Source organism: Stenotrophomonas sp. YJH_SMC_36 (genome assembly GCF_059369935.1).
Map to the genome: position 1 here is coordinate 159,791 of NZ_JCAFTD010000005.1, position 22,886 is coordinate 182,676.

23 protein-coding genes are annotated in these 22,886 nt (G+C 68.2%); 5 read left to right on the top strand and 18 right to left on the bottom strand.

What is annotated here, in order from left to right; genetic code table 11:
• Positions 1–92 precede the first annotated feature (92 nt).
• Positions 93–554: a YybH family protein gene (locus AC5P76_RS11150; RefSeq protein WP_495222750.1), complete on the top strand. Its 462-nt coding sequence runs from the start codon at positions 93–95 to the stop codon at positions 552–554.
• A gap of 151 nt (positions 555–705) precedes the next feature.
• On the opposite strand, the gene AC5P76_RS11155 is transcribed toward AC5P76_RS11150, so the two are convergent.
• The 5 genes from AC5P76_RS11155 to AC5P76_RS11175 form a co-directional block, all read right to left on the bottom strand.
• On the bottom strand, positions 706–1,731 hold the full coding sequence (locus AC5P76_RS11155) for an NAD(P)H-dependent glycerol-3-phosphate dehydrogenase (RefSeq protein WP_053518041.1): 1,026 nt from the start codon (positions 1,729–1,731) through the stop codon (positions 706–708).
• 19 nt (positions 1,732–1,750) lie between these two features.
• On the bottom strand, positions 1,751–2,269 hold the full coding sequence (secB, locus tag AC5P76_RS11160; protein WP_004153553.1) for a protein-export chaperone SecB: 519 nt from the start codon (positions 2,267–2,269) through the stop codon (positions 1,751–1,753).
• Between the two features lie 100 nt (positions 2,270–2,369).
• Positions 2,370–2,807, bottom strand: a complete 438-nt coding sequence (locus tag AC5P76_RS11165; protein ID WP_053518043.1) for a rhodanese-like domain-containing protein — start codon at positions 2,805–2,807, stop codon at positions 2,370–2,372.
• A 56-nt stretch (positions 2,808–2,863) separates the two neighbouring features.
• The gene (locus AC5P76_RS11170; protein WP_053518045.1) at positions 2,864–3,289 is read right to left on the bottom strand and encodes a hypothetical protein; all 426 of its coding nucleotides are present in this window, start codon (positions 3,287–3,289) and stop codon (positions 2,864–2,866) included.
• A 32-nt stretch (positions 3,290–3,321) separates the two neighbouring features.
• Entirely contained in the window at positions 3,322–3,789 is a 468-nt protein-coding gene (locus AC5P76_RS11175) for a YiiD C-terminal domain-containing protein (protein WP_053518047.1), read from the bottom strand.
• A gap of 35 nt (positions 3,790–3,824) precedes the next feature.
• On the opposite strand from AC5P76_RS11175, the gene AC5P76_RS11180 reads away from it, so the two are divergent.
• The 3 genes from AC5P76_RS11180 (at position 3,825) to AC5P76_RS11190 (ending at position 7,032) form a co-directional block, all read left to right on the top strand.
• Positions 3,825–4,631, top strand: a complete 807-nt coding sequence (locus AC5P76_RS11180) for a uroporphyrinogen-III synthase (protein WP_253118352.1) — start codon at positions 3,825–3,827, stop codon at positions 4,629–4,631.
• Positions 4,632–4,735: 104 nt separating this feature from the next.
• Positions 4,736–5,725, top strand: a complete 990-nt coding sequence (locus AC5P76_RS11185) for a uroporphyrinogen-III C-methyltransferase (RefSeq protein WP_197600152.1) — start codon at positions 4,736–4,738, stop codon at positions 5,723–5,725.
• Positions 5,722–7,032: a heme biosynthesis HemY N-terminal domain-containing protein gene (locus AC5P76_RS11190; RefSeq protein ID WP_253118353.1), complete on the top strand. Its 1,311-nt coding sequence runs from the start codon at positions 5,722–5,724 to the stop codon at positions 7,030–7,032. The genes AC5P76_RS11185 and AC5P76_RS11190 overlap by 4 nt, the downstream gene beginning before the upstream one ends.
• A gap of 97 nt (positions 7,033–7,129) precedes the next feature.
• Here the strand turns inward: AC5P76_RS11190 and AC5P76_RS11195 are convergent, their stop codons facing one another.
• On the bottom strand, positions 7,130–8,425 hold the full coding sequence (locus AC5P76_RS11195; protein WP_111186508.1) for an acetyl-CoA C-acetyltransferase: 1,296 nt from the start codon (positions 8,423–8,425) through the stop codon (positions 7,130–7,132).
• A 93-nt stretch (positions 8,426–8,518) separates the two neighbouring features.
• Here AC5P76_RS11195 and AC5P76_RS11200 point away from each other — a divergent pair, with 93 nt between their 5' ends.
• Positions 8,519–9,406 carry a hypothetical protein gene (locus tag AC5P76_RS11200; RefSeq protein ID WP_053518057.1) on the top strand — a complete coding sequence of 296 codons (888 nt, stop codon included), beginning with the start codon at positions 8,519–8,521 and terminating at the stop codon, positions 9,404–9,406.
• A 114-nt stretch (positions 9,407–9,520) separates the two neighbouring features.
• Here the strand turns inward: AC5P76_RS11200 and AC5P76_RS11205 are convergent, their stop codons facing one another.
• From AC5P76_RS11205 to glnA, 12 genes are all read right to left on the bottom strand, one after another.
• Positions 9,521–10,141 carry a superoxide dismutase family protein gene (locus tag AC5P76_RS11205; protein ID WP_065174141.1) on the bottom strand — a complete coding sequence of 207 codons (621 nt, stop codon included), beginning with the start codon at positions 10,139–10,141 and terminating at the stop codon, positions 9,521–9,523.
• A gap of 32 nt (positions 10,142–10,173) precedes the next feature.
• Entirely contained in the window at positions 10,174–10,740 is a 567-nt protein-coding gene (locus AC5P76_RS11210) for a superoxide dismutase family protein (protein WP_053518061.1), read from the bottom strand.
• A 93-nt stretch (positions 10,741–10,833) separates the two neighbouring features.
• Positions 10,834–12,282, bottom strand: coding sequence for a nitrogen regulation protein NR(I) (gene ntrC, locus AC5P76_RS11215; protein WP_065174140.1), 1,449 nt, complete (start codon positions 12,280–12,282; stop codon positions 10,834–10,836).
• Positions 12,275–13,336 (bottom strand): two-component system sensor histidine kinase NtrB, encoded by a 1,062-nt coding sequence (locus AC5P76_RS11220; protein WP_053518064.1) that lies wholly within the window; start codon positions 13,334–13,336, stop codon positions 12,275–12,277. Before AC5P76_RS11220 ends, ntrC begins: the two co-directional genes overlap by 8 nt.
• Before the next feature lie 65 nt (positions 13,337–13,401).
• On the bottom strand, positions 13,402–15,444 hold the full coding sequence (locus AC5P76_RS11225) for a TonB-dependent receptor (RefSeq protein ID WP_495222751.1): 2,043 nt from the start codon (positions 15,442–15,444) through the stop codon (positions 13,402–13,404).
• A gap of 82 nt (positions 15,445–15,526) precedes the next feature.
• On the bottom strand, positions 15,527–15,808 hold the full coding sequence (locus tag AC5P76_RS11230) for a hypothetical protein (RefSeq protein ID WP_053520269.1): 282 nt from the start codon (positions 15,806–15,808) through the stop codon (positions 15,527–15,529).
• A gap of 144 nt (positions 15,809–15,952) precedes the next feature.
• Positions 15,953–16,906 carry an alpha/beta fold hydrolase gene (locus AC5P76_RS11235; RefSeq protein ID WP_065174138.1) on the bottom strand — a complete coding sequence of 318 codons (954 nt, stop codon included), beginning with the start codon at positions 16,904–16,906 and terminating at the stop codon, positions 15,953–15,955.
• 191 nt (positions 16,907–17,097) lie between these two features.
• Entirely contained in the window at positions 17,098–18,258 is a 1,161-nt protein-coding gene (mltA, locus tag AC5P76_RS11240) for a murein transglycosylase A (RefSeq protein ID WP_495222752.1), read from the bottom strand.
• 144 nt (positions 18,259–18,402) lie between these two features.
• Positions 18,403–19,149 carry an N-acetylmuramoyl-L-alanine amidase gene (locus AC5P76_RS11245; RefSeq protein ID WP_065182073.1) on the bottom strand — a complete coding sequence of 249 codons (747 nt, stop codon included), beginning with the start codon at positions 19,147–19,149 and terminating at the stop codon, positions 18,403–18,405.
• A 137-nt stretch (positions 19,150–19,286) separates the two neighbouring features.
• On the bottom strand, positions 19,287–20,714 hold the full coding sequence (gene amt, locus AC5P76_RS11250; RefSeq protein ID WP_053520267.1) for an ammonium transporter: 1,428 nt from the start codon (positions 20,712–20,714) through the stop codon (positions 19,287–19,289).
• A 22-nt stretch (positions 20,715–20,736) separates the two neighbouring features.
• Complete coding sequence (locus AC5P76_RS11255) at positions 20,737–21,075, bottom strand: P-II family nitrogen regulator (protein ID WP_004134334.1); 339 nt, start codon at positions 21,073–21,075, stop codon at positions 20,737–20,739.
• Positions 21,076–21,394: 319 nt separating this feature from the next.
• Positions 21,395–22,804, bottom strand: a complete 1,410-nt coding sequence (gene glnA / locus AC5P76_RS11260; RefSeq protein WP_053520266.1) for a type I glutamate--ammonia ligase — start codon at positions 22,802–22,804, stop codon at positions 21,395–21,397.
• Between the last annotated feature and the right edge of the window lie 82 nt (positions 22,805–22,886).

The following is a 22,886-nucleotide window of genomic DNA, read 5'->3' on the forward strand; positions in this document are numbered from 1 at the left end:
TCGGCCGCGTGATCCGGGGCCGGCCCGTGTGGTTATTCTTGCGGCCAGGCTTCCGCCACCGCCCGGGACTCTTCGCATGCGCCGACCCTTCCATGCCGCGATCCTTCTTGCCACCGTGCTGCTGGCGTGCTGCCCTCGCGCAGCACGCCAGCAGCGCACCGCCGCCCGCTGAACGCCTGCCCGACGTGGCACTGCCTGCGGCACTGGATCGCGTGCTGCGCGACTACGAGCGGGCGTGGAGCGCGGGCGATGGCAAGGCACTGGCGGCGCTGTTCGCCGAAGACGGATTCATCCTGCAGAGCCACCAGCCGCCGGTGCGCGGGCGCGACGCGATCGCGGCCGCCTACGCCGGACAGGGCGGAAGCCCGCTGCGCCTGCGTGCGCTGGCGTACGCGGTGGACAGGAGCACGGCCTACATCATTGGTGCCTACACGTTTGGCGGCAACGTCGGCGATACCGGAAAGTTCACGCTGACGCTGACGCGCGCGGGCGATGGACCCTGGCTGATCTTCTCGGACATGGACAACGGCAACGCGCCGCCACGGGCGCGGTGATCGGGCGTTGCAATGGATCCACGCCATGCGTGGATATGCTGCGCGCGTGATGCCAAGCAAGCTTGGCACCCACCAAAGTCTGTCTCCGGTCCGGCACCCGCATGGGTACTCCCTTGATGAAAAAACCCCGGCGCATGGCCGGGGTTTTCGGTTACTTGAACAGCGTGTCCGGATATTCCGGTTTCTGTTCGCGCGCCAGCAATGCGCGCAGGCCCTCTGCCGGGGTCTGCTCGCCGTGCAGTACGGCGCGTACGCCATCGGAGATCGGCAGGTCGATGCCGTGTCGGCGTGCCTGACGCATCACCTCATCGGCCGTCTGCACCGATTCAACCACCTGCCCGATCTCGCGCACGGCATCCTGCAGCGTCTGCCCGCGGCCCAGGGCCAGGCCCAGGCGGCGGTTGCGCGACAGGTCGCCGGTGCAGGTCAGCACCAGATCGCCCAGGCCCGCCAGACCCATCAGGGTTTCCGGCTTGGCACCGATCGCCGCGGCCAGCCGCAGCATCTCGTTGAGGCCGCGGGTGATCAGGCCGGCACGGGCGTTGAGGCCCAGCTGCATGCCATCGGCAACGCCGGTGGCCACGGCCAGCACGTTCTTCATCGCGCCCCCCAGCTCGGCACCGACCATGTCGTCGCCGGTGTAGGCACGGAACGCCGGGCCATGCATCGCTTCGGCCACGGTCTGCGCGAACGCCGGCACGTCGCCGTGCACGGTGATCGCGGTGGGCAGGCCCTGGGTGACTTCCTTGGCGAACGACGGCCCGGTGACGACAGCCAGCGGCACGTCCTCGCCGAGGATCTCGCGCGCGACTTCATGCAGGAAACGGCCGGAGCCGGGCTCGAAACCCTTGGTCGCCCAGGCCACGCCGGCACCGGCCGGACGCAGCGGCGCCAGCGCGCGCACGGTCTCGTTGAACGCGTGCGACGGGGTCACCACCAGGATCCAGGCGGCACCGTGCACCGCCGACGCCAGGTCGGTGGTGGCATGCAGGCTGTCCGGCAGCGGAATGCCCGGCAGGTAGCGCGGATTCTCGTGGCGCTGGTCGATGGCCTCGACCACGGCGGCATCACGCCCCCACAGCACGGTCGGATGACCGTGCCGGGCGAGCAGGCTGGCCAGCGCGGTTCCCCAGGAACCGGCGCCCAGCACGGCGATCTTGTCAGCGGTAGTGCTCATCCGTGACGTCGCGACGGATTCAGGCGTTGCCGGCCGGCTCGGAGTCAGCCAGCGACGGTGCGTCGCCCTGCTCCTGGCGCTGGCGCAGGGTTTCTGCGTACAGGCCTTCGAAGTTGATCGGCTGCAGGAAGAACGGCGGGAAGCCGCCGGCCTGGATCAGATCGCTGACCAGCTGGCGCACGTACGGGAACAGGATGTTCGGGCACTGGGTGCCGAGCAGCACGTCGATCGACTGCGGGTCCAGGCCGACCAGGCCGAACACGCCGGCCTGCTTCACTTCGGCCACGTAGGCGGTGCGCTCACCGGCCTGGCAGGTCAGGGTGACGGCCAGCACGACTTCGAACGCGTTCTCACCCAGGCGCTGCACCTGCTGGTTCAGATTCAGCTGCAGCTCCGGCTGCACCTGGTCATTGAAGATGGTCGGTGCGTTCGGCGACTCGAAGGAGACGTCCTTGACGTAGATCTTCTCGACGGTGAAAGCGGGGCCGGTAGCGGCATCGACCGGCGCAGCGGCGCCGTTGGTGATCTCTTCGGACATTTCCAGTAACTCCAGGTGAATGCAATGAAAACTAGGGTCGAATTACTGCGATGGGGGCGGCATCAGGCCCATACAAGGCCGGATCCGCCACCTGCGGCAATCAGTTGCGGCCCTTGACCAGCGGCAGTTCGGCCTGCTGCCAGGCGGGAATGCCGCCCTCGAGCACGAAGACCTTTTCGAAACCGGCCTTCTTCAGCGCCTTGGCGGCGGTTTCCGATGCGTTGCCGTTGCGGCACACCAGAACCACCGGCGCCTGCTTGGCGCTGGCCACGAGCTTGTGCTCCGGGCCGAACGCGCTGGCCTGCGCATTGCGGCTGCCGGCGATGTGGCCCTTTTCGAAGTCACCGCTGGCGGACAGGTCCACCACCACCGTGCCGCCCGCATTCATCAGCTGGGTCAGTTCGGCGGGCTTGATGCCCTTGAAGCCCCGGAACAGGCGGCGGATTTCGGTGACGATGAGGGCCACGGTCAGGCCGACCAGGGCCGCGGACAGCATCGGGTTTCGGCCTGCAAAGGCCAGCAACTCTTCGTAATTCACTCAGGTCACGGGTCGATAAGCGGGCGCCGATTGTCGCACAAGCCGGACGCGGCCCGTCACTGCCCCTGCCACAGATCCGGCAGGCCACCGGCCTGCCACCAGCGCTTGGCCTCGGCATCCCAGCGCCAGCGCTCGGTCACCACCACGGTGCGCTCGGCCTGGGTGTTCTGGTTGATGACGCCGATTTCCACCCGGCGCTCGACCTGGCCATCAGGAAGCGAGGCGCTGCTGCGCTCGCGGTAGGAGGACACCCGCAGCTGTGCATAACGGTTGAGCTCGAACTCGGTGGGCGGCTTTTCCTTGCGCAGCACCGGATCCAGGTAGCCGATGGCGTCGTCCATGCTGCCCCAGCGGATCGTCGCCCCGTAGGCGATCTGGGTCTCTTCCAGCATCTTGCGCTGCTTGCGGCTCAGCTCGTCGGCACCGGCCATGGCGCTGACCAGCAGCAGGGAACACAACAGGATCTGGATGAGGCGGCGCATCAGGGGTTTCCGCAGGGCGTCAGCCTGCCATCCTACCCTTTGGCGAAGGCAACGAAGCGACCGCTGAACTCGGCAGCGGCCCGGCCGTCGGCGGCCGGCTGGGTAGCGATGATGCTGATGCGGGCCTTGCGACGCTGGCGGAAGGTGGCCAGGAAGGTGTCCCAGGCACCGCTTTCGGCCGCCTCGGCCTGCGCGTGCAGGTCTTCGTAGACCGGTGCCAGGTACCGCAGGTTGCTGTCGGCCACGTAGACCTCGGCGTCGTGGCCGGCCAGGCGCAGGCGCAGGCTGACCAGCGCCCAGCCGGACAGGGTCAGCACCGAGGCCAGGCTGCCGCCGAAGGCGTTGCCCTTGTCGTTGACGTTCGCCGTCAGCGGCGCGGTGATGCGCAGCACGCCATCGGCATAGCCGTCCAGGCGGATCTGCATGGCACGGACCGCAGGCATGCAGTCCAGCACCTCCTGCAGGGAGGCCAACGAGGAGCTCAGGGCATCAACGGACATCGGAGCAGCAACCACGACAACGGCGGGCCCGCATAATGCAGGCAATGGATGACCATACGATACCCACTGGCAGCGCGTGCCGCGGCGCGGGCTGGACGCTGATCTCGCTGCGTCCGCAGGGCCAGCATGCGGCGCTGCGCCGCGCCGTTGCTGGGCTCGGCGGGCAGCTGGTGGCGCTGTCGCCGTGGCGGCTGCAACGCTTGCAGGGCCCTGCCGTGGTGCGCCAGCTGCAACGCGCGCTGAACTGCGATCGGGTGGTGTTCACCAGCCCCGCAGCCGTCACGGCGGCTGCCGCGCTGCTGCCGCTGCGCCCGGCGCAGCACAGCCCGTGGCTGACGGTTGGCGAGGGCACCACACGCGCGTTGCAGGCGCACGGCATCAGCGAGGTCCACGCGCCGCAGCGGATGGACAGCGAGGGGTTGCTGGCCCTGCCTGTACTGGCGGCGGTAAAGGGCCTGCGGATCGGGCTGGTCACCGCGCCCGGTGGCCGGGGCCTGATTGCCGCCCGGCTGCAGGCGGCGGGTGCCAGCATCGAACGTGCCGATGTCTATCGGCGCCAACCACTGCGCCTGTCGCCTCGCGCCCTGGCACGGCTGGGACAGTGTTCTGCGCCCTGGCTGATGGCGGTCAGCAGCGGTGAAGCCCTGCAACGCGTGTGGGAGCAGCTGTCGCCGCAGTGGCAGCAGCGGCTGCAGGCCCATGCCACCGCGCTTGTGGCCAGCGAACGGCTGGGCGCGCAGGCGCAGGCGCTGGGCCTGCGGGTGGTACGCAGCGCAGGGCCGACCACCCCGCAGTTGATCGCCGCTGCACACGCCACGCTCACCGGGCCGGCAGCGACCTGAACAGGGACGTGGGTCACGCTTGCCGCTGTCGTCGGCAACAGGGATGCTGTGCCTGACGCTGCCTGCCGGAACCCTTCCGGCGACGCCGCCGACAAGGAAGCCTGATGAACGACACCGCCCCCGTTTCCCCGCCCCGCCGCTCCCTGCGCTGGCTGCTGCTGCCGCTGGCGGTGGTGGCCGTGCTCGGTGCAGGGGGCTATGCCGGTTGGCGTTTCTGGCAGCAGCAACAGCATGAGCAGGAAGCACAGTCGCGGACGATGGCGGTGCAGTTGCAGGGCTTGGAGGCCACGCTGGATGCGCTGCGTCGCGACCAGCGCGCAACCAGCCAACGCCTGCAGGACGCGGCCGCAACCAACCGCGTGCTGCGCGACGAAATGCTGGGCCTGTCGCAGCGCAGCGCGCTGCTGGAGGAAAACCTCGCCAAGCTCGCCGACAGCGCCAACCAGGGCCGGCAGGCCGTGCAGCGCGACGAGGCCGAACTGCTGCTGACCCAGGCCGCACAGCGCTTGAACTACGCCGACGATGTCGAAGGTGCCCGCCGTCTTTATGCACAGGCCGCGACCGCGCTGGCCGCGCTGCCCGACAGCGAGGGCCTGAACCTGCGCCAGGCGCTGGTACAGGAGCGCGATGCCCTCGATGCGTTGGGTGCCGGACCCCGCGTTCAGGCGCTGCAGCGACTGGATGCGTTGGCCGGCGCCCTGCAGGGGCTGCCGACCCAGGTGGCCAGTACGCCGGCCGGCGACCAGACGCGACCGTGGTGGCAGGCCGCTTTGGCGCCCTTCGTCGATATCAGCCCGAGCCGCCAGAACGGTCCGCTGACCGCCGCCGAACGGCGCAACGCCGACGATGCACTGCAACTGGAACTGACCCTGGCCCGGGCGGCGATCGAGCGCGGCGACCGTGCCGGCCGTGACGCCGCGCTGTCGCGCGTGGAGCAGTGGGCACAGCGGCGCTGGCCGGATTCACCGGCCCTGCGCGCGCAGCGTGCTGAACTGCAGGCCTTGCGCGAGCTTCCCTTGCAGACCAGCAACACCGTCCTAGGCAGCACCCTGCAACAGCTGCGCACCCAGACCGACCGGAGGCTACCCGAATGAAACCCCTGCAATCCCTGGTCGTGCTGTTGCTGGCCGTGGCCATTGGTGTGGTCGCCGCGCAATGGCTCGGCACCGACGATCTCAACCGCTACGGCGAAGTGATTCTGCGCTATGGCGGCTACGACTATCACAGCAACCTGCCGAAGGTGGCGCTGCTGACGGTGATTGCAGTCCTGGTGCTGTGGCTGCTGTGGAGCCTGATCGCCGCACCGTTCCGTGCGTGGGGCCGCTACCGCCGCAAGCAGGGCCGGGTGCGCCTGATCGATGGCCTGCAGGCTTACGAGCACGGGCAGTGGCAGCGCGCGGAAAAGCTGCTCGACGGCGCCGCCAGGGATCCGGAAGTGAGCGCGGTGGCGCTGGCCAATGCCGTGCGCAGTGCACAGGCACGTGCTGACGCCAGCGCAGGTGAGGCGCTGCTGCAGCGGCTGGGTGAATCCGATGCCACCCTGCAGGCGCTGCTGCGCGCCGAGCAGCTGCTGGCGCGCGACCTGCCGGTGGACGCGATCAACGTGCTGGACGTGGCCGCGATCCAGCCGCTTCCGCCGCGTGGCCTGTGGCTGCGCACCGAGGCACTGGCCCGCGCCGGTCGTGCGCACGAAGCGTATGGACAGCTGGGCGCCCTGCGTCAGAGCAAGGTGCTGCCGGCCGAATCCAACAGCGAACTGGAAGCGCGCCTGGCCGCGCAGGCGCTGCTGGAAGCGGCCGACGTCAATGCGTTGGCCGCGCAGTGGGAAGCCACGCCGAAAGCGCTGCGGCCGACCCCCGACGTGGTGGGCGCCTATGCCAGCCGCGCGGTGGCGCTGAACTGGGACGAGCCGGCGCTGCTGGCGCTGGAGCACGCCCTGGACCAGCGTTGGGACGACGAACTGGTGGCCCTGTATGGCCGCCTGCCCGCCGAACGCCTCGCCACCCGCCAGGCCAACCTGCAGCGCTGGCGCAACGTGCATGACGATTCGGCGGCGCTGCGCCTGGCACAGGGCCGCGTCGCCCTGGCCCAGCAGCAATGGGACGCTGCCGATACGTTCCTGCACGAAGCGATCGCCAGCGGCGCCGGTGCCCCGGCCTGGGAAGCGCTGGGTGAGCTGTTCGCCCAGCGGGGTGAACACGCCCTGGCTGCACAGTGCCTGGCCAACGCGCTGCGCCTGCAGCGCGGCGAGGACAGTGTGGCGCTGGTGCGCACGGCAGGGGCCGGTGCCGATGAAGTGCCGCCGCGCGCCACCGTGGAAGATCTGCCGACGGTGCCGCAACCGCCGGTGTACAACGCCAACGAAGAGCGCGACGAGTTCGGCAACCCCCGTCTTCCCTGATCGGCGCAGTGCCGGCGAAGGGTCGGCACCCCACCGGGACCGCAACGGAAAAGCCGCCCATCCGGGCGGCTTTTCCATGTACAGCCTTCTGCAGCGATCAGCGCTCGACGATCGCCACCACGCCCATGCCGCCTGCCGTGCAGATCGACACCAGCGCGCGGCCGCCGCCGCGTTCGGCCAGCTGCTTTGCGGCCGTGGCGATCACACGCGCACCGGTAGCGGCAAACGGGTGACCGGTAGCCAGCGACGAGCCCAGCAGATTGATCTTGTCCGGATCGATGCGGCCCAGCGGTGCCTCCAGGCCCAGCCGGTTGCGGCAGTAATCCTCGCTCTCCCACGCGCGCAGGGTGCACAGCACCTGTGCGGCAAACGCTTCGTGGATTTCGTAGATGTCGAAGTCCTGCAGGGTCAGGCCATTGCGCTTGAGCATCTCAGGCACGGCCACGGTCGGTGCCATCAGCAGGCCTTCGCCGTGCACGAAATCGACGGCCGAGACATGCGCATCGCGCAGGTAGGCCTGCGGCTCGTGCCCGTGGGCGCGGGCCCATTCCTCGCTGGCCAGCAGCACCGCCGCGGCACCATCGGTGAGCGGCGTGGAGTTGGCGGCGGTCAGGGTGCCGCGGCCGGACACCTTGTCGAACGCCGGCTTCAGCGTGGCCAGCTTTTCCAGCGAGGTATCCGGGCGCAGGATGTTGTCGCGCTCCACGCCGCGGAACGGCGCGATCAGGTCGTTGAAGAAGCCACGCTCATAGGCGGCGGCCAGCTTCTTGTGCGAGGACACCGCCCACTCGTCCTGCGAGTCACGCGAGATGTTCCATTCCTTGGCCATGTCCTCGCAATGATCGCCCATGCTCTTGCCGGTGCGCGGTTCGGCCACGCCCGGGAACTCGGGCTTGAGCTCGGAGAACTTGAAGCCGGAGGTCAGCGCGCGGATCTTGTCGCCGGTGCTCTTGGCGCGGTTGGCGGCCAGCAGGCGTGCACGCAGCTTCTTGCCGTACACGATCGGCACGTCGGAAGTGGTGTCCGACCCGCCGCCGATGCCCGATTCGATCTGGCCCAGGGCAATCTTGTTGGCGACGGTGATGATGCTGTCCAGCGACGTGCCGCAGGCACGCTGCAGGGTGATGCCCGGGGTGAGCGGCGACAGTCCGGAGGACAGCGTGGCTTCGCGGCCCAGGTTCCAGTCGCTGGAGTGCTTGATCACCGCACCCATCGCCACTTCACCCAGCTGCTGGCCGTGCAGGCCGAAGCGTTCGACCAGCGCACCCAGTGTGCGTACCGACATGCCGAGGTTGCCGACATCCGAATACGCGGTGTTCTGGCGGCAGAACGGAATGCGGACGCCACCGAGAATGGCGACGGGACGAGCGTTGGGCATGGAGATACCTGGCATGGATGAGGGTGTCTGCAACATGGCCTGCACGACAGAGCAGGCATAATGGGGCCAAGTGTAGCTGCCGCCCTGTGATGGGCCAACCGTGGAACCATGAGCAAACCCGACCCCGCGATGAATGCCCTTGGCGTGCTGGCCCTGGAACTGGCCGGCGGCGAGATCCCCCGCCAGGCGGTACTCAGCGCAGACCAGGCCGGTGAACTGGCCGAGCGCGTCGGCCGCGACCTGTCCAAGCTGGTACCGGCCGTGGCCGAGCTGGACCTGGTTCTGGCCGCCGCCCATTTCGACCCGGCCGAAGTGCTGCGCCCGGGCTGGCCGATCCATCGCCGTCTGGAAGAACTGCAGATGCGCGCGCCGGGCCGCAACCAGGGCCCGCGGCTGCTGGCCTTCGGTACCGATGCCAATGGCGATGTGCCGCTGCCGTTCCAGGCCGATTCGACGCTGGTGGGTGGCGGCCTGCGTGTGCTGCCGTTCCTGCTGACCGGCAGTGATGTGGCGACCACCCGTGCGGTGGCCGATGCGTTGGAAGAGGTGCTGCTGGCCAATGGCATGGCCCATGCCGATACCGCGCTGATGGCGCAGAACAGTTTCGGTGCCCGCATCGAGCATGCGCGCTATTTCACCGTGAACGACCTGGCCGCGATGATGTCGATGCAGTACGACAATCAGGGCCTGGCCGCGCTGTGGCCGTTGATCGAGACCGCGATCATGGCGCCGGGCGAGGATGAATGGCTCGAGGCCGCACCGGAGCCGCTGCTGCGCTACAGCCATGGCGAGGCGCGCATGGCGTTGTTCGATCCGGCCGGCTGGTGCGCCCACTACAGTCATGACAGTGGCGACTGCGATCGCCTGCAGGGCATCTATGAGCAGTTCCTGATGCGCCAGCGGCAGATGGCGGCAGTGCTGGAAGCACACGGTGTGCCGGTGCTGTTCGTGCATTGCGAGGCGGGACAGGACGCGCGCGAGTTGCTGGCGCGCTGACAAGGAAACGGCGGCCGCGTGTTGTAGAGCCGAGCCTGGGCTCGGCTCTACAGAAAGGGATGCAAAGAAAAACGCCGGCCTGCGCCGGCGTTTTCCAATCCAGCGGGGCCGGCCTTACGGGGCCTTCTGGATCACTGCGCAGGCCAGGCGCGCACCGGCGTTGCCGGTCGGCTGGCTGGTGTAGTCATCCGGATCGGCGTGGACGATCAGGCCACGGCCGATGATGTCGAAATCATCGCCCTTGCCGATGTTCACGTTGCTCGACACCGGGCCATCGATGGTGGCCACGCCCTTGTCGTCGGCCTTGATGTTGGGCATGTCGCCACCGTGGTGCGGATCACTGGCCACGCTGCCATGGTCCTGCTTGCCCGGGTTGAAATGACCGCCGGCGCTGGTGCCGTCCGGCGCACTGCAGTCGCCCTTCTCGTGGATGTGGAAACCGTGTTCGCTGCCGGGCTTCAGGCCACTGATCTGGCCCGTGACGTGCACTTTGCCGTCAACCCGCTTGAAGGTGACGCTGCCCTTGGTCTCGTTGCCCTGGGTGGGTGCCAGCTCCGCCGTGGCCGAGGCATCGGCGGTGGACGCCGGTTCTGCAGCGGGCGCCGGTTCGGTGGTTGCGCTCTCGGCCGGCGCGGCCGGCGGCGTCTCGGTCTGCGGGGTGTCGGCCGGCTTGCCGCAGGCCGCCAGGCCCAGGGCGGCGATGGCCGCGAACAGCGAAGTATGGATCAGACGCATGGATGCTCTCCTTGGAAGATGGCCGGCGGCGATCAGCGCGTCACGCGGATCACGCCGCAGGCGATGCGAACGCCGGCATTGCCGGCAGGCTGGCTGCGATAGTCATCGGCATTGGCATGCACGACCAATGCGCGTCCTGCGATATCGGTGGCGGCGCCTCCGCCCAGAGTAACGCCCTTGAGGTGGATGTCGACGTTGGCGCGGCCCTGGGCATCGGCACGCAGGTTGTCGATGTCGCCCAGGTGATGCGTGCCGGCACCGGCGCGACCGTGCGCGACGCCGCCGGGATTGAAGTGATTGCCCGCACTGCTGGCATCCACAGCGCTGCAATCACCACGCTCGTGGATATGGAAGCCTGCCTGCTGCATCGGCTGCAGGCCACCGACCAGGCCGGTGATATGTACGCCTGCCGGTTCGACCTTCAGCACCAGCCGGCCACTGACGATGCTGGCCGACGCCGGGGCCAGATTCGCCTCGGCCTGCTGTGCGGTACTGGTCACGACCGGCGGCGGTGGCGTGGGCTGCGGCTTCGGCGTACTGCCACACGCGGACAGCAGCGCGGCGGCGGACAGCGGAAGAAGGGCAGGTAACAGGCGCATCGAAGACTCCTTGCAGGTGACACTACGGACGGCATCGTCCATGAGGGATCAACGGTTCGGCAAGCGGATGCGAGGATCGCGTGCAGGGACCGTTCAATGGGGGCCGCGGCGGCGGCCTGCGCCCAGCTTGCGGGTCAGCGTGTTGCGGCCCAGGCCCAGCCGCGCCGCTGCTTCCGCGCGGCGACCGTGGGTGATCTGCAGGGCAGCGTCCAGCAGGGCGTGATCGACGCGCTCGCGCACCTGCGCATGCAGCCCTTCCACGCCCTCCGCCAGTTGCCGCCGCGCCCACTCCGACAGCAGCGCCTCCCACTGCCCCGGGTCGGTGCCGCCGGTGCTGCTGCGCCGGGTGCGTGCCCGGTTGAGCGCGGTATCCACGTCGGCCACGCCGATGGTGTCGGCGGCGGCCAGTGCGGCCATCCGCCAGCACACGTTCTCCAGTTCGCGCACATTGCCCGGCCAGTCGTGCTCGCGCAGCGCCTGCAAGGCAGCGGCGGTCAAGCGCTTGGTCGGCGTATCCAGCCGGCGTGCGGCCGCCGCCAGGAAGGTGGTGGCCAGCTGCGCGATGTCCTCGCGGCGCTCACGCAGCGGCGGCAGCTGCAGGCGCACCACGTCCAGGCGATGCAGCAGGTCGGCGCGGAACAGCCCCTGCGCCACCCGTCCTTCCAGGTCCTGGTGGGTCGCTGCGATCACGCGCACATCGACACGGATCAGTTCGCGACCGCCGACACGGAAGAACTCGCCCTGCGCCAGCACGCGCAGCAGGCGCGTCTGCAGCGGCAGGGGCATGTCGCCGATTTCATCGAGGAACAGGGTGCCACCGTCGGCCTGCTCGAAGCGGCCGATGTGCCGGCGCTGTGCGCCGGTGAATGCGCCGGCTTCATGGCCGAACAGTTCACTCTCCAGCAGCTCGGCGGGAATGGCGGCGGTGTTCAATGCCACGAACGGGCCCTGCGCACGCGGCGATTCGCGGTGCAGCGCGTTGGCCACCAGCTCCTTGCCGGTGCCGGTTTCACCGGTGATGAGCACTGCCAGCGGCGCCTGCGCGAGCCGGCCGATGGCGCGGAACAGCGCGCGCATCGGCGGCGTATCGCCAACCAGCTGCGGCGACGGGTCGGCGGAGGCCTCCGTGGCCGGTACCGGCGCGGCCAGTGCCGGCGCGACCGCCGGCAGCACGCGCTGGGCCAGCGCTACGGCATCATCCAGATCGAACGGCTTGGACAGGAATTCGTGCGCGCCGCCGCGGAAGGCGCCCGCCGTGCTGGCGACATCGGTGTAGGCCGACATCACCACCACCGGCAGCTGTGGCAAGGCAGCCTTGAGCTTGTCGAGCAGCACCAGGCCGTCATCGCCGGGCATGCGCACATCGGTGAACAACAGTGCCGGCGGAGAACCCTCGGCCAGCGCCTGCAGGGCGGCGGCGGCGCTGTCGAAATCATCGACCCGGTAGCCCGCCTCGCGCAGCGCGGTGCACAGCACGAAGCGCACGGCGCGGTCATCGTCGACCACCCAGATCCGCTGGGGTGAAGGGGACGCGTCAGACATCGCGCGGGGCCTCCTCGGCCGGAACGGTGCCGCTGCCGATCGGCAGCAGCAGGGTGAATACGGTATGGCCGGGCCGCGAGCGGTAGGTCAGCGTGCCGCGATGCTCGCGCGCGACCTGCTGGGCCAGCGCCAGGCCCAGGCCGGTGCCTTCGGCGCGACCACTGACCAGGGGCAGGAACAGGTGTTCGGCCAGCTCCTCGGGTACGCCACGACCGTCGTCGGCGATCTCCAGCCGCAGCGCCAGCGTATGCAGCCGCTCGGCAACCCGCGCACCATGCTCCACGCGCGTGCGCAGGGTGATGGTGCCCGCGCCGGCCTGGATCGCATTGCGCACCAGGTTCCACACTGCCTGGGTAAGGCGGTCGGCGTCGCCATCCAGCTCGGGAATGCTGGGGTCGTAGTCGCGTTGCAGGCGCACCGCCCAGCCCGCTTCGTTCTCGGCCAGGCGCAGCACGCGCTCCAGTGCTGCATGGATGTTCAAGGCGGCATGCGGTGCGGCCGGCGCCGGCGACAGCAGCTGGTCAAGCAACCCGTTGAGGCGTTCGATCTCCGAACCGATCAGCTCGATCAGTTCGCGCTCGCTGGCATCGCGCTGTGCGGCACGGCGCGCCAGCAGCTGCGCCGCGCCTTTCAGGCCAGCCAGCGGGTTGCGCAGTTCGTGGGCCAGGCCCTTCAGCGCCGCGCTGAGTGCGCTCGGCAAGGCCTGGGTGGGGTCAAGCCCGGGGAACTCATCGACCGGATGCGCCTCCAGCAGCCAGCCGCCATCATCCCGGCGGCTCATCCAGCCTTCGGCGAAGCGGGGTGCCTCTCCCGGTACCGCAAGTGCCAGCCGGTGCAGGCGCAGGCTGTCACGCTCGTCGCGGGCCAGGAAGTGGGCCAGCGCCTCTCCCTGCACCTCCAGCGCCGCCAGGGGCTGGCCCAGCAGGCGACGGCCGCTGACGCCCAGCCAGCGGCCGAAGGCCGGATTGCAGCCGGTGATGCGGCCGTCGGCAGCGGCCCAGGCCAAGGGGGTACCCAGGGCATCGAGGGACGGTGGCGGCGCGGGGTCGGACATTGCACCAATGTAGTGCAAAAGCGTGGCAGATGCGTTCCTTCCGCAGCCCGAAGCGCCCCGCCGGGCTACAGCTTCATGCTGAGGCCGACGAAGACGGTGCGGCCGGGGGCAGGCGAGAACATCGGCCGGGCACTGTCCCAGAAGAAGCTGTCGTACCACGCGTAGGCGTACTCGCGTCCGGTGACGTTCTTCAGCTGCAGGTCCACGCTCCAGCGCGGATTGATCCGGTACGCGGCAGTAAGGTCGAGCACGGCGAAGCCGCCGAACCTGCCGGCCACGTTGCGCTCTTCCAGGTAGTAGTCGCCCTGCGCGCGCGCCTGCAGGCCCAGCCGCAGTGCCTGGCTGGCCTGGTAGTCCACGCCCAGGTTGCTGATGTGGCGCGGGGTGGCGGCCACTTCGCGACCCTGCAGGGACACGCCGGGGGCGCGGTTGTCACGGGTGATCTTCGCTTCCTGGTACGCATGCGAGGCCCACACCGTCCAGTCGTCGCCCACCTGCAGGCTCAACTGCGCGTCCACGCCACGGCGCCGGGTCTTGCCCAGGGTGACGGTGGTGCCGGTGGCCGGCATGTTGGACACCTCGTTCTCCGCATCCTGCTGCCATATCGCCAGGCGGGCCTGGGCGCCGTCAAAGGGCTGGAACTTCAGGCCCAGCTCCATGCCGGTGTTGGTGGAAGGGCGCATCGGCGTCTGCCCGGGCGTGAGATAGGCCGGCGCGGTGGCGCCGGTCAGCACCTGGAACGTGCGGCCCCAGTTCGCGTAGACGTGGGTGGTGTCGCCCAGGCTGTGGATGACGCTCAGCTTGGGCTGGCCGATGGTGCCGTAGTCCTGCAGCCGCCCGCGGGTGCCATCCATCAACCGCGTGCGGCCATTGAAGCGGTCCACGCGATAGGCCGGCACGATCTTCCAGGCGGCGGCTGGCTGATAGATGGCCTGCAGATAAGCGCCCAGGTTGTCGAAGCTGTGGCGGTCGTCGTTCTGCACGCGGGCCGGCGGGCGGGTGAAATCGGTGGGTTCGGCGTAGGCATACCGCTCGCGGATGTAACCGTTGTCCTGCTGCTCGTAGTTCAACCCGCCCTCCACCGTCAGCGTGGCTGTGGGCTGCCAGGTAAGCGTGGTGAGCAGGCCGGCCTGGCGCTCGTCCCACAGCCGCCGCTGGCGCGGCAGGTTGCCGGTGGGCAGGTCGCTGAAGGTCACGCGCCGATCGTCCTGGTAACGGTTGTAGTACAGCCGGGTGCCGAGAACGAGCGCGTCGGACAGCTTCAGGTCCAGATGCGCGGCGAACTGGCGCATGTCGCGGTCGTCGCCGTCATGGGCGTTGCGCAGGTCGCTGCCACGGCGGTGCGTGCGCAGTTCCTCGGCCGTCATGAAGCCGGGCTCGTCCGCCTCGTGGTGATAGGCGCGCGCGGTCAGGCCCACGCGCAGGCCATCGTCCAGTGAACCGTAGAACCACTTGCCACCCAGCGAATACTTCCTGGAGGTGTCGTGCTCGCGATAACCGTCGCTGGCCTGGGTGCCGATGAAGTAGTTCTGCGCGAAGCCGTTGGATTCGCGGCCCACCGCCAGCTGCGCATCGCGCGTGTTGTAGCTGCCATAGGCCAGCCGCGCATCGGTGTAACTGCCGCCCTGGCGGGTGCCGAAGTTCACGTTGCCGCCGATGTTGTGCAGCCCATAACGCGGATCGTTGGTCCCGCGCACCACCTCGATGTAGCTGATTTCCAGCGGGAACAGCATGTCGATGAAGCGCTGGTTGCCGCTGTTGACGTTGCTCGGGATGCCATCGATCAGGGTCTTGATGGCATTGAGGTAACCCTCGCCATTGAAGGCGCGGAAGCTGACCTTGCCCGACTCGGCACCCTGGCGTGTTTCGGTCAGCTGGATGCCGGGCATCTGCCCCAGCAGTTCCCAGCTGTGGGACACGGTGCGGTCTTCAATCTGGTCTGCGCCCAGAACGTCGACGGAGGTGAGTACCTGGTGCGCGCTGAGGGCGCCTTCCCGGTGGTGGACATCGACCTTGCCCAGGGTGAGCGCCGCGTCGGCTGACTGCGCCAATGCGTCAGGGGCAAGGGGAGCCGCCGCCAGGGCGGCCAGCAGCGTGGGGGTCTTCATGGGGGAGGAGATGGAGTGCCAAAAATGAAACTTTATAACATTTCAGTTCTGGCAGCCATCGGGGACGCCGGTCTGCCGGGCGTCAGGCAGACGGATAACCGGTCGCTTCCCTGGCCTTCTTCCACGCGATTTCAAATTCGCGCGCGCTGATCTCGTCGTCGGAATCGAAATCCAGGAACGAGACGGGCTGGTCGGCCAGCATGAAACGGTCATCGCTCTGGCCGTTTTCATCGGCCCATACCAGCTTGGAGCCGTAGATCTCCACCTGGCGGACGATCCTGTCGCCCCGTGCTTCCATCAGCACGTTGCCCTTGCCGAGGCCCGATTCGGCCCAGTGCTTGTAGTACTTCTTTGCGTTCTTCATTGCCGGAGTCCTGGCTGTGGAGGCAGCCGGAGAGTTCAGAGGACGGCATTATCGCCCAGCGGGCACCGCAGGGGCCCGGCGATGACCTGCCATGCGCCCGTCGATCACGGCAGAAGGCCCCGGCTCACCGCCGGGGCCCTGCACTCACTTCTGCTGCAGGAAGGCCAGCAGGTCCTGGTTGACCTTGTCCTTGTGGGTTTCGGTCAGGCCATGCGGCGCACCCGGGTAGACGATCAGGCGGGCGCCCTTGATCAGCTTGGCCGACATGCGGCCGGCAACGTCGATCGGCACGATCTGATCATCATCACCGTGGATCACCAGCGTCGGCACGTCGAATTTCTTCAGGTCCTGGCGGAAATCGGTTGCCGAGAATGCGGCGATCGAATCGTAGGTGTTCTTGTGCCCGCCCAGCATGCCCTGCGCCCACCAGGCGTCGATCATGGCCTGCGAAACCTTCGCGCCCGGGCGGTTGAAGCCATAGAACGGGCCGGAGGGAATGTCGCGGTACAGCTGCGAGCGGTTTTCCAGCTGCGCCTTGCGCAGGCCATCGAACACTTCGAGCGGTACGCCGCCGGGGTTGTCGGCGGTCTTGAGCATGAGCGGCGGCACCGAGCTGATCAGCACGGCCTTCTTCACCCGGCCGGTACCATGGCGGCCGATGTAGCGCGCCACTTCGCCCCCCCCGGTGGAGAAGCCCACCAGCGTCACGTCATGCAGATCCAGCGTGTTGATCACCGTGGCCAGGTCATCGGCATAGTGGTCCATGTCGTTGCCTTCCCACGGCTGGCTGGAGCGTCCATGACCGCGGCGGTCATGCGCGATCACGCGGTAGCCATGGTCGGCCAGGAAGATCATCTGCGATTCCCAGCTGTCCGAGTCCAGCGGCCAGCCGTGGCTGAAGGTGACCACCGGGCCATCCTTCGGACCCCAGTCCTTGTAGTAGAGCTGCACGCCATCGGCGGTGGTGAGGGTGCTGGCGGTACGGGCGACGGCGGTGACGGCGGTGGAGGGCGCCGCTTGCGCAGCCTGGGCGGACAGGCCGGCCTGCAGGGACAGAGCCAGGGCAGTGGCGGCCAGGGTGCGGGTGACGGTGTTCATGGTGGAATCTCCTGCGAAGTGAGTGGGTTTCGACAGGTCCACTTTGCGCCCCTTTCCGGGACTGCTTGCTACGTAAAGTCCTTAAAATTTGACCATTCGTCCGCCAATCCCCATGGCCCGCGACCGCTGCCTCGCGCGGGCATCGCCGCGGCCCGGTCTGCGGTCAGCGGTCAGCGGTCAGCGGTCAGCGGTCAGCGGGCCGGCAATGCCACACCCTTCGGCCACAGCATCCACAGGCTGCCCTGCTGCTTCATGTCGCCGGCCAGCTTCCCAGCGGCATCACCGGTGCCCCAGTACAGGTCGGCGCGGACTTCGCCGGCAATGGCGCCACCGGTATCCTGCGCGGCCACCGGGCGTACCAGCGGCGTACCGTCCGGACGGGTGGTCGACAGCCACAGCAGGCTCCCCAGCGGTACCACGGTGCGATCCACGGCAACGCTGTAGCCGGCAGTCAGCGGTACGTTCAACGAACCGCGCGGGCCTTCCGGGCTGTCGGCGCTGCGCACGAAGAACACGTAGCTGGGATTGCTGCGCAGCAGCTCCGGAACACGCGCGGGATTGGCCTTCGCCCACGTGCGGATGGCGTCCATGGTGACGTCTTCCTTGCGCAGCTCGCCCTGCTCCACCAGCCAGCGGCCGATGGCGCGATAGGGATGGCCGTTCTGCTCGGCGTAGGCCAGCCGCACCTGCGTGCCATCGGCCAGGCGCACCCGGCCCGAGCCCTGGATCTGCAGCAGCTGCAGGTCCATCGAATCGGTCAGCCAGGCCAGTACCGGCGCCCTGGCACCCTTGCCGGCGATGGTGCCTGCGTCGTCATAGGGCTTGAGTACCTTGCCGTCCAGGCGGCCGCGCAGGCGCTTGCCCTTCAGTTCGGGGTAGACGCTGTCCAGCTGCACCACGATCAGATCATCGGGGGTGCCATAGACCGGCACTGTTGCCGTGTCCGTGCGGCTGAGGCTGCCGGGATAGATCGGCTCGTAGTAGCCGGTGATCAGGCCTTCGGCCTGCTGGCCACCCGCACGCAGCGCATAGACGTCCAGATCACGCTGCAGGAACTGGCGGATGGCGGCCGGGTCCTTGTCTGAAACCGCAGCGGCTGTGGCGCAGGGTCTGGCCCAGACCGCATCGTTCTTCAGGCGGGTGCAGCTGCTGCGCCAGGCGACGAAGCCGGCCTGCAGGTCGCTGTCCGAGACCGGTGGCAGCGCACTCCATTCAACCCTGGCGTAGGTGGCCGCAGCGGGCGTGGCAGCGGCAGGCGTGCCTAGGCGGGTGCCGGTGGTGGAACACGCGGCGAGCAGGGCTGCACCGAGCAGGAGGAGCAGCGCGCGCGGCAACGACTTAACAGTGATCATGGTCGCAATGTAGTGGGGCGGGTGCTGGCCCGGCAACCTCATGCAGGTGAAGCGCGGGCCCACGGCCGGCGGAAAGCGGATCCCGCGCTGTGCGCTCGCCGGGCACGGCCCGGCGCTACCGGCATTCCGACCCGGCGCTGGCGGTCACGGCGTCTGCAGCAGCAGCGAGTACAGGATGCGCGCGTCTTCCGCATCCAGCGTCTTCGGCAGATCATCGCTGCCACGGAATCGACGGTGGAACGCGGCCACCGCCGCGTCCCTATCCTCCAGCGGGTAACCGAAGCGGGCCAGCGCATTCCAGGCATCGAAGCCTTCCGGTGCGGGACCATCGCTGGCACGCGGCCACACGCCGAAGCCGGCCTCTGCAAGTTGCTGCCACGGGAAGAAACGGCTGGGATCCTGCTTGCGCGTCGGCGCCAGGTCGGCGTGGCCGATGACCTGCCGCGGCGGAATGTCCAGGCGCGCGGTGAGGTCGCGCAGCAGCACGATCAACGATTCGATCTGCGCCGCGCTGAAGGGTGTGCGGCCGTTGTTGTCCAGCTCGATGCCGATGGACGCCGAGTTGAGATCGGTGATGGTGCCCCATCGGCCCGTGCCGGCATGCCAGGCACGACGTTGATCGCTCACCAGCTGGTAGCGATGGCCATCGGCGCCGATCAGGTAATGCGCGCTGACCCGGCCGCCACTGTTGGCGGTGCGCAGCGTGCGCAGGCTCTGCTGCACCGAATCCTGTTCGGTGTGGTGGATGACGATGATGACCGGACCCCGCGCGTTGTGGTTCGGCGAGGGCACCCAGGTCGCGAGCGGATTGCGCGGCTCCGGCGGAGCGGACGCACAGGCGGCCAGCAGCAGGCAGGCCGAGAGCAGCAGGGACGTGCGGATCGGGTGCATGCCCCTGATTGTGCGCGATCGGGATGGATCGTGCATGGAGGGGCACGCGGCGCGTGGCCGGTGCCCTGACGGACGCAGCCGGGCATGGCCCGGCTGCACAGCGTGCGGGCGGCCCTTCCGGACCGCCCGCCCCTGCATCAGGCCTCGTACGCGGATTCGCCGTGCGAGGTGACGTCCAGGCCGGTACGTTCGGCCTCTTCGGTCACGCGCAGGCCGACCACCACCTTCACCAGCAGCAGGATGACCGCGGTCACCACGGCGGACCAGACCACCGTCAGGCCGACGCTGACCACCTGCACCCACACCTGGTGGCCGATATCCAGATCGGCCTTGGTGCCGCCCAGCGACTGCGCACTGAACACACCGGTGAGGATCGCGCCGACGATGCCGCCGACGCCGTGCACGCCGAACACGTCGGCCGTGTCATCCACCTTCAGCAGCCGCTTGAGACCGGTGACGCCCCACACGCAGACGGTGCCGGCGACGAAACCAATGACGATGGCACCCAGCGGCCCGACCGTGCCGCACGCGGGCGTGATGCCGACCAGGCCGGCCACCGCGCCGGAGGCCGCACCCAGCGCCGACGGCTTGCCCTTGCCGATGGCTTCCACCAGCGTCCAGCCCAGCACTGCGGCGGCGGTGGCCAGCACGGTGTTGAGGAAGGCCAGCGATGCCACGGTATCGGCCGCGGCGGCGGAGCCGGCGTTGAAGCCGAACCAGCCCACCCACAGCAGCATCGCGCCGATGTAGGTGAACGGTACGTTGTGCGGCTTCAGCGCGGTCTGGCCGTAGCCGAGGCGCTTGCCGACGAACCACGCGGCGACCAGGCCGGCAACGCCGGCGTTGATGTGCACCACGGTACCGCCAGCGAAGTCGATCGCGCCCAGCTCACCCAGGTAGCCACCGCCCCAGACGATATGCGCCATCGGGATGTAGCTGAAGGTGAACCACAATGCCGAGAACAGCAGCACCGCACGGAACTTGATGCGCTCGGCGAAGGCACCGACGATCAGCGCGGTGGTGATGCCGGCGAAAGTCGACTGGAAGGCGACGAACAGATAATCCGGCAGGCCCGCGATCGGCGTGTTGCCCACCGAGTCGGGCGTGAAGCCCTTCAGGAACGCGAACTCGGTGAATGAACCGAAGAACGGATTGCCGGCGCTGAACACCGCGCTGTAGCCGTAGGACACCCACAGCAGCAGCACCAGCGAGAACACCACCAGGATCTGGCTCAGCACGGACAGCACGTTCTTCGAACGCACCAGGCCGCCGTAGAACAGGGCCAGCCCCGGCACCACCATCAACAGCACCAGCAGGGTGGAGGTCAGCATCCAGGCGACGTCGCCGTGATCGAAGGCCGGGGCCGCAGCCTCGGCAGCCGCGGGAGCGGCGGCGGCCGGTGCCTGCAGCGGCTCGACCGCTACCGGTTCACTGCTCAACGGTGTCACCTGGGCCTGGGCGTGGGCGTTGCCCGGCCAGACGCCCGCGGCCAGCGCGCTGAGCAGCATCAGCAGGCACACGAGATGGAACCGGGCTTGCCACCCGGTAAGAAGGCGCATCTTCATTGGGGGAGTCTCCGGAAGGGGGTTACAGCGCGTCTGCACCGATTTCGCCGGTGCGGATGCGGATGACCTGTTCGACGGCGGTGACGAAGATCTTGCCGTCACCGATCTTGCCGGTACCTGCCGACGATTGGATCGCCTCGATCACCGCATCGGCGCGCTCGTCGGTGACCACGGTTTCGATCTTGATCTTGGGCAGGAAATCGACGACGTACTCTGCGCCGCGGTACAGCTCGGTATGGCCCTTCTGGCGGCCGAAGCCTTTCACTTCGGTCACGGTGATGCCCGACACGCCAGCATCGGAGAGGGCCTCGCGGACCTCGTCGAGCTTGAACGGTCGGATGATGGCGGAGATCAGTTTCATGCGCATGTCCCGATGGTGGATGGGGCCAGCGCGCCAACGCGCGATGGCATCAGGCAACCACGGGCCATCACATCGATGGCCGTGGCTGTTGCACCGGACACGAACGGGGCCGGGACGGTCGTGCCTCTCTCCTTGCACGACCGACGCGGGAGGGAGGGCGGCCCATGTCGCGTATCCGGTCTCTCTTGCCCCTGGATCAACGGACCCACGGTCCGCTCTAGCACGGTGGGCCGGAGCCCACCCTGCGGCTCCCCAGCCGCAAAGATCGGAGGCGATGGCGGCGGGTGGGAGGGGGAAGCCCGCCGCCATCGCCGCCCGGTCAACTGGCGTAGTACAGCTGGTATTCCAGCGGGTGGGTCGCCGCGCGGAACTTGGTCACTTCCTGCATCTTCAGCGCGATGTAGCCGTCGATGAAGTCATCGCTCATCACGCCGCCGGCCTTCAGGAACTCACGGTCCTTGTCCAGCGCTTCCAGCGCCTGGTCCAGCGAGGAGCAGACCTGCGGAATCAGCTTCTCTTCTTCCGGCGGCAGGTCGTACAGGTCCTTGTCGCTCGGTGCGCCCGGGTCGATCTGGTTCTTGATGCCGTCCAGGCCGGCCATCATCAGCGCGGTGAAGGTCAGGTAGCCGGACTGGATCGGATCGGGGAAGCGCATTTCGATGCGGCGTGCCTTCGGGTTGGAGACCCACGGAATGCGGCACGACGCCGAACGGTTGCGCGCCGAATAGGCCAGCATCACCGGTGCTTCGAAGCCCGGCACCAGGCGCTTGTAGCTGTTGGTGCCCGAGTTGGCGAAGGCATTGATGGCGCGGGCATGCTTGAAGATGCCGCCGATGTACCACAGCGCCAGCTGGCTCAGGCCGCCGTAACCGTCGCCGGAGAACAGGTTGGCGCCGCCCTTGGACAGCGACTGGTGCACGTGCATGCCGCTGCCGTTGTCGCCGACGATCGGCTTGGGCATGAAGGTGACGGTCTTGCCGTTGCGGTGCGCGACGTTCTTGATGACGTACTTCATGCGCAGCAGCTCATCGGCCTTCTGCACCAGGGTGCTGAACTTGGTGCCGATCTCGCACTGGCCGGCGGTGGCCACCTCGTGGTGCTGCACTTCCACTTCGATGCCGACCTGTTCCAGCGTCTTGCACATTTCCGCACGCAGGTCGTGCAGGGTGTCGGTCGGCGGCACCGGGAAGTAGCCGCCCTTCACGCCCGGGCGGTAGCCGCTGTTGGCGCCGTCGTACTTCGCGCCGCTGTTCCAGGCGGCTTCTTCCGAGTCGACCTTGAAGAAGGTGTTGCCCATTTCATTGGCGAAACGGACCGAGTCGAAGATGAAGAATTCCGGCTCCGGGCCGAAGAACGCCGATTCGGCGATGCCCGAGGACTTCAGGTAGGCCTCGGCACGCTTGGCGATGCCGCGCGGGCAGCGGCCGTAGGCCTGCATGGTGGCCGGATCGAGGATGTCGCAGCTGATCACCAGAGTGGGATCGGCGTAGAACGGATCGACATAGGCGCTGGACGGATCCGGCAGCAGGACCATGTCCGATTCGTTGATGCCCTTCCAGCCGGCGATCGAGCTGCCATCGAACATCTTGCCTTCTTCGAACAGCGACGCTTCGACGATGCTGACCGGGAAGGTGACATGCTGTTCGACACCGCGCATGTCGACAAAGCGCAGATCGACGAACTCGATCTGGTTGTCCTTGATCAGCTTCTCAACGTTTTCCACGGACATCGGTACGACCTCGGATGGGAATGAATGCCTGCTGAGGTACAGCAATGACCGTGCCAACTTTTTGCGCCCTGCAAGTCCTTGA

Coding starts and splice junctions, on each gene's coding strand:
- AC5P76_RS11150 (WP_495222750.1), top strand. CDS start 93: ATGCCGCGATCCTTCTTGCCACCGTGCTGCTGGCGTGCTGCCCTCGCG.
- AC5P76_RS11155 (WP_053518041.1), bottom strand. CDS start 1,731: ATGAGCACTACCGCTGACAAGATCGCCGTGCTGGGCGCCGGTTCCTGG.
- secB (WP_004153553.1), bottom strand. CDS start 2,269: ATGTCCGAAGAGATCACCAACGGCGCCGCTGCGCCGGTCGATGCCGCT.
- AC5P76_RS11170 (WP_053518045.1), bottom strand. CDS start 3,289: ATGCGCCGCCTCATCCAGATCCTGTTGTGTTCCCTGCTGCTGGTCAGC.
- AC5P76_RS11175 (WP_053518047.1), bottom strand. CDS start 3,789: ATGTCCGTTGATGCCCTGAGCTCCTCGTTGGCCTCCCTGCAGGAGGTG.
- AC5P76_RS11180 (WP_253118352.1), top strand. CDS start 3,825: ATGCAGGCAATGGATGACCATACGATACCCACTGGCAGCGCGTGCCGC.
- AC5P76_RS11185 (WP_197600152.1), top strand. CDS start 4,736: ATGAACGACACCGCCCCCGTTTCCCCGCCCCGCCGCTCCCTGCGCTGG.
- AC5P76_RS11190 (WP_253118353.1), top strand. CDS start 5,722: ATGAAACCCCTGCAATCCCTGGTCGTGCTGTTGCTGGCCGTGGCCATT.
- AC5P76_RS11195 (WP_111186508.1), bottom strand. CDS start 8,425: ATGCCAGGTATCTCCATGCCCAACGCTCGTCCCGTCGCCATTCTCGGT.
- AC5P76_RS11200 (WP_053518057.1), top strand. CDS start 8,519: ATGAGCAAACCCGACCCCGCGATGAATGCCCTTGGCGTGCTGGCCCTG.
- AC5P76_RS11205 (WP_065174141.1), bottom strand. CDS start 10,141: ATGCGTCTGATCCATACTTCGCTGTTCGCGGCCATCGCCGCCCTGGGC.
- AC5P76_RS11210 (WP_053518061.1), bottom strand. CDS start 10,740: ATGCGCCTGTTACCTGCCCTTCTTCCGCTGTCCGCCGCCGCGCTGCTG.
- ntrC (WP_065174140.1), bottom strand. CDS start 12,282: ATGTCTGACGCGTCCCCTTCACCCCAGCGGATCTGGGTGGTCGACGAT.
- AC5P76_RS11220 (WP_053518064.1), bottom strand. CDS start 13,336: ATGTCCGACCCCGCGCCGCCACCGTCCCTCGATGCCCTGGGTACCCCC.
- AC5P76_RS11225 (WP_495222751.1), bottom strand. CDS start 15,444: ATGAAGACCCCCACGCTGCTGGCCGCCCTGGCGGCGGCTCCCCTTGCC.
- AC5P76_RS11230 (WP_053520269.1), bottom strand. CDS start 15,808: ATGAAGAACGCAAAGAAGTACTACAAGCACTGGGCCGAATCGGGCCTC.
- AC5P76_RS11235 (WP_065174138.1), bottom strand. CDS start 16,906: ATGAACACCGTCACCCGCACCCTGGCCGCCACTGCCCTGGCTCTGTCC.
- mltA (WP_495222752.1), bottom strand. CDS start 18,258: ATGATCACTGTTAAGTCGTTGCCGCGCGCGCTGCTCCTCCTGCTCGGT.
- AC5P76_RS11245 (WP_065182073.1), bottom strand. CDS start 19,149: ATGCACCCGATCCGCACGTCCCTGCTGCTCTCGGCCTGCCTGCTGCTG.
- amt (WP_053520267.1), bottom strand. CDS start 20,714: ATGAAGATGCGCCTTCTTACCGGGTGGCAAGCCCGGTTCCATCTCGTG.
- AC5P76_RS11255 (WP_004134334.1), bottom strand. CDS start 21,075: ATGAAACTGATCTCCGCCATCATCCGACCGTTCAAGCTCGACGAGGTC.
- glnA (WP_053520266.1), bottom strand. CDS start 22,804: ATGTCCGTGGAAAACGTTGAGAAGCTGATCAAGGACAACCAGATCGAG.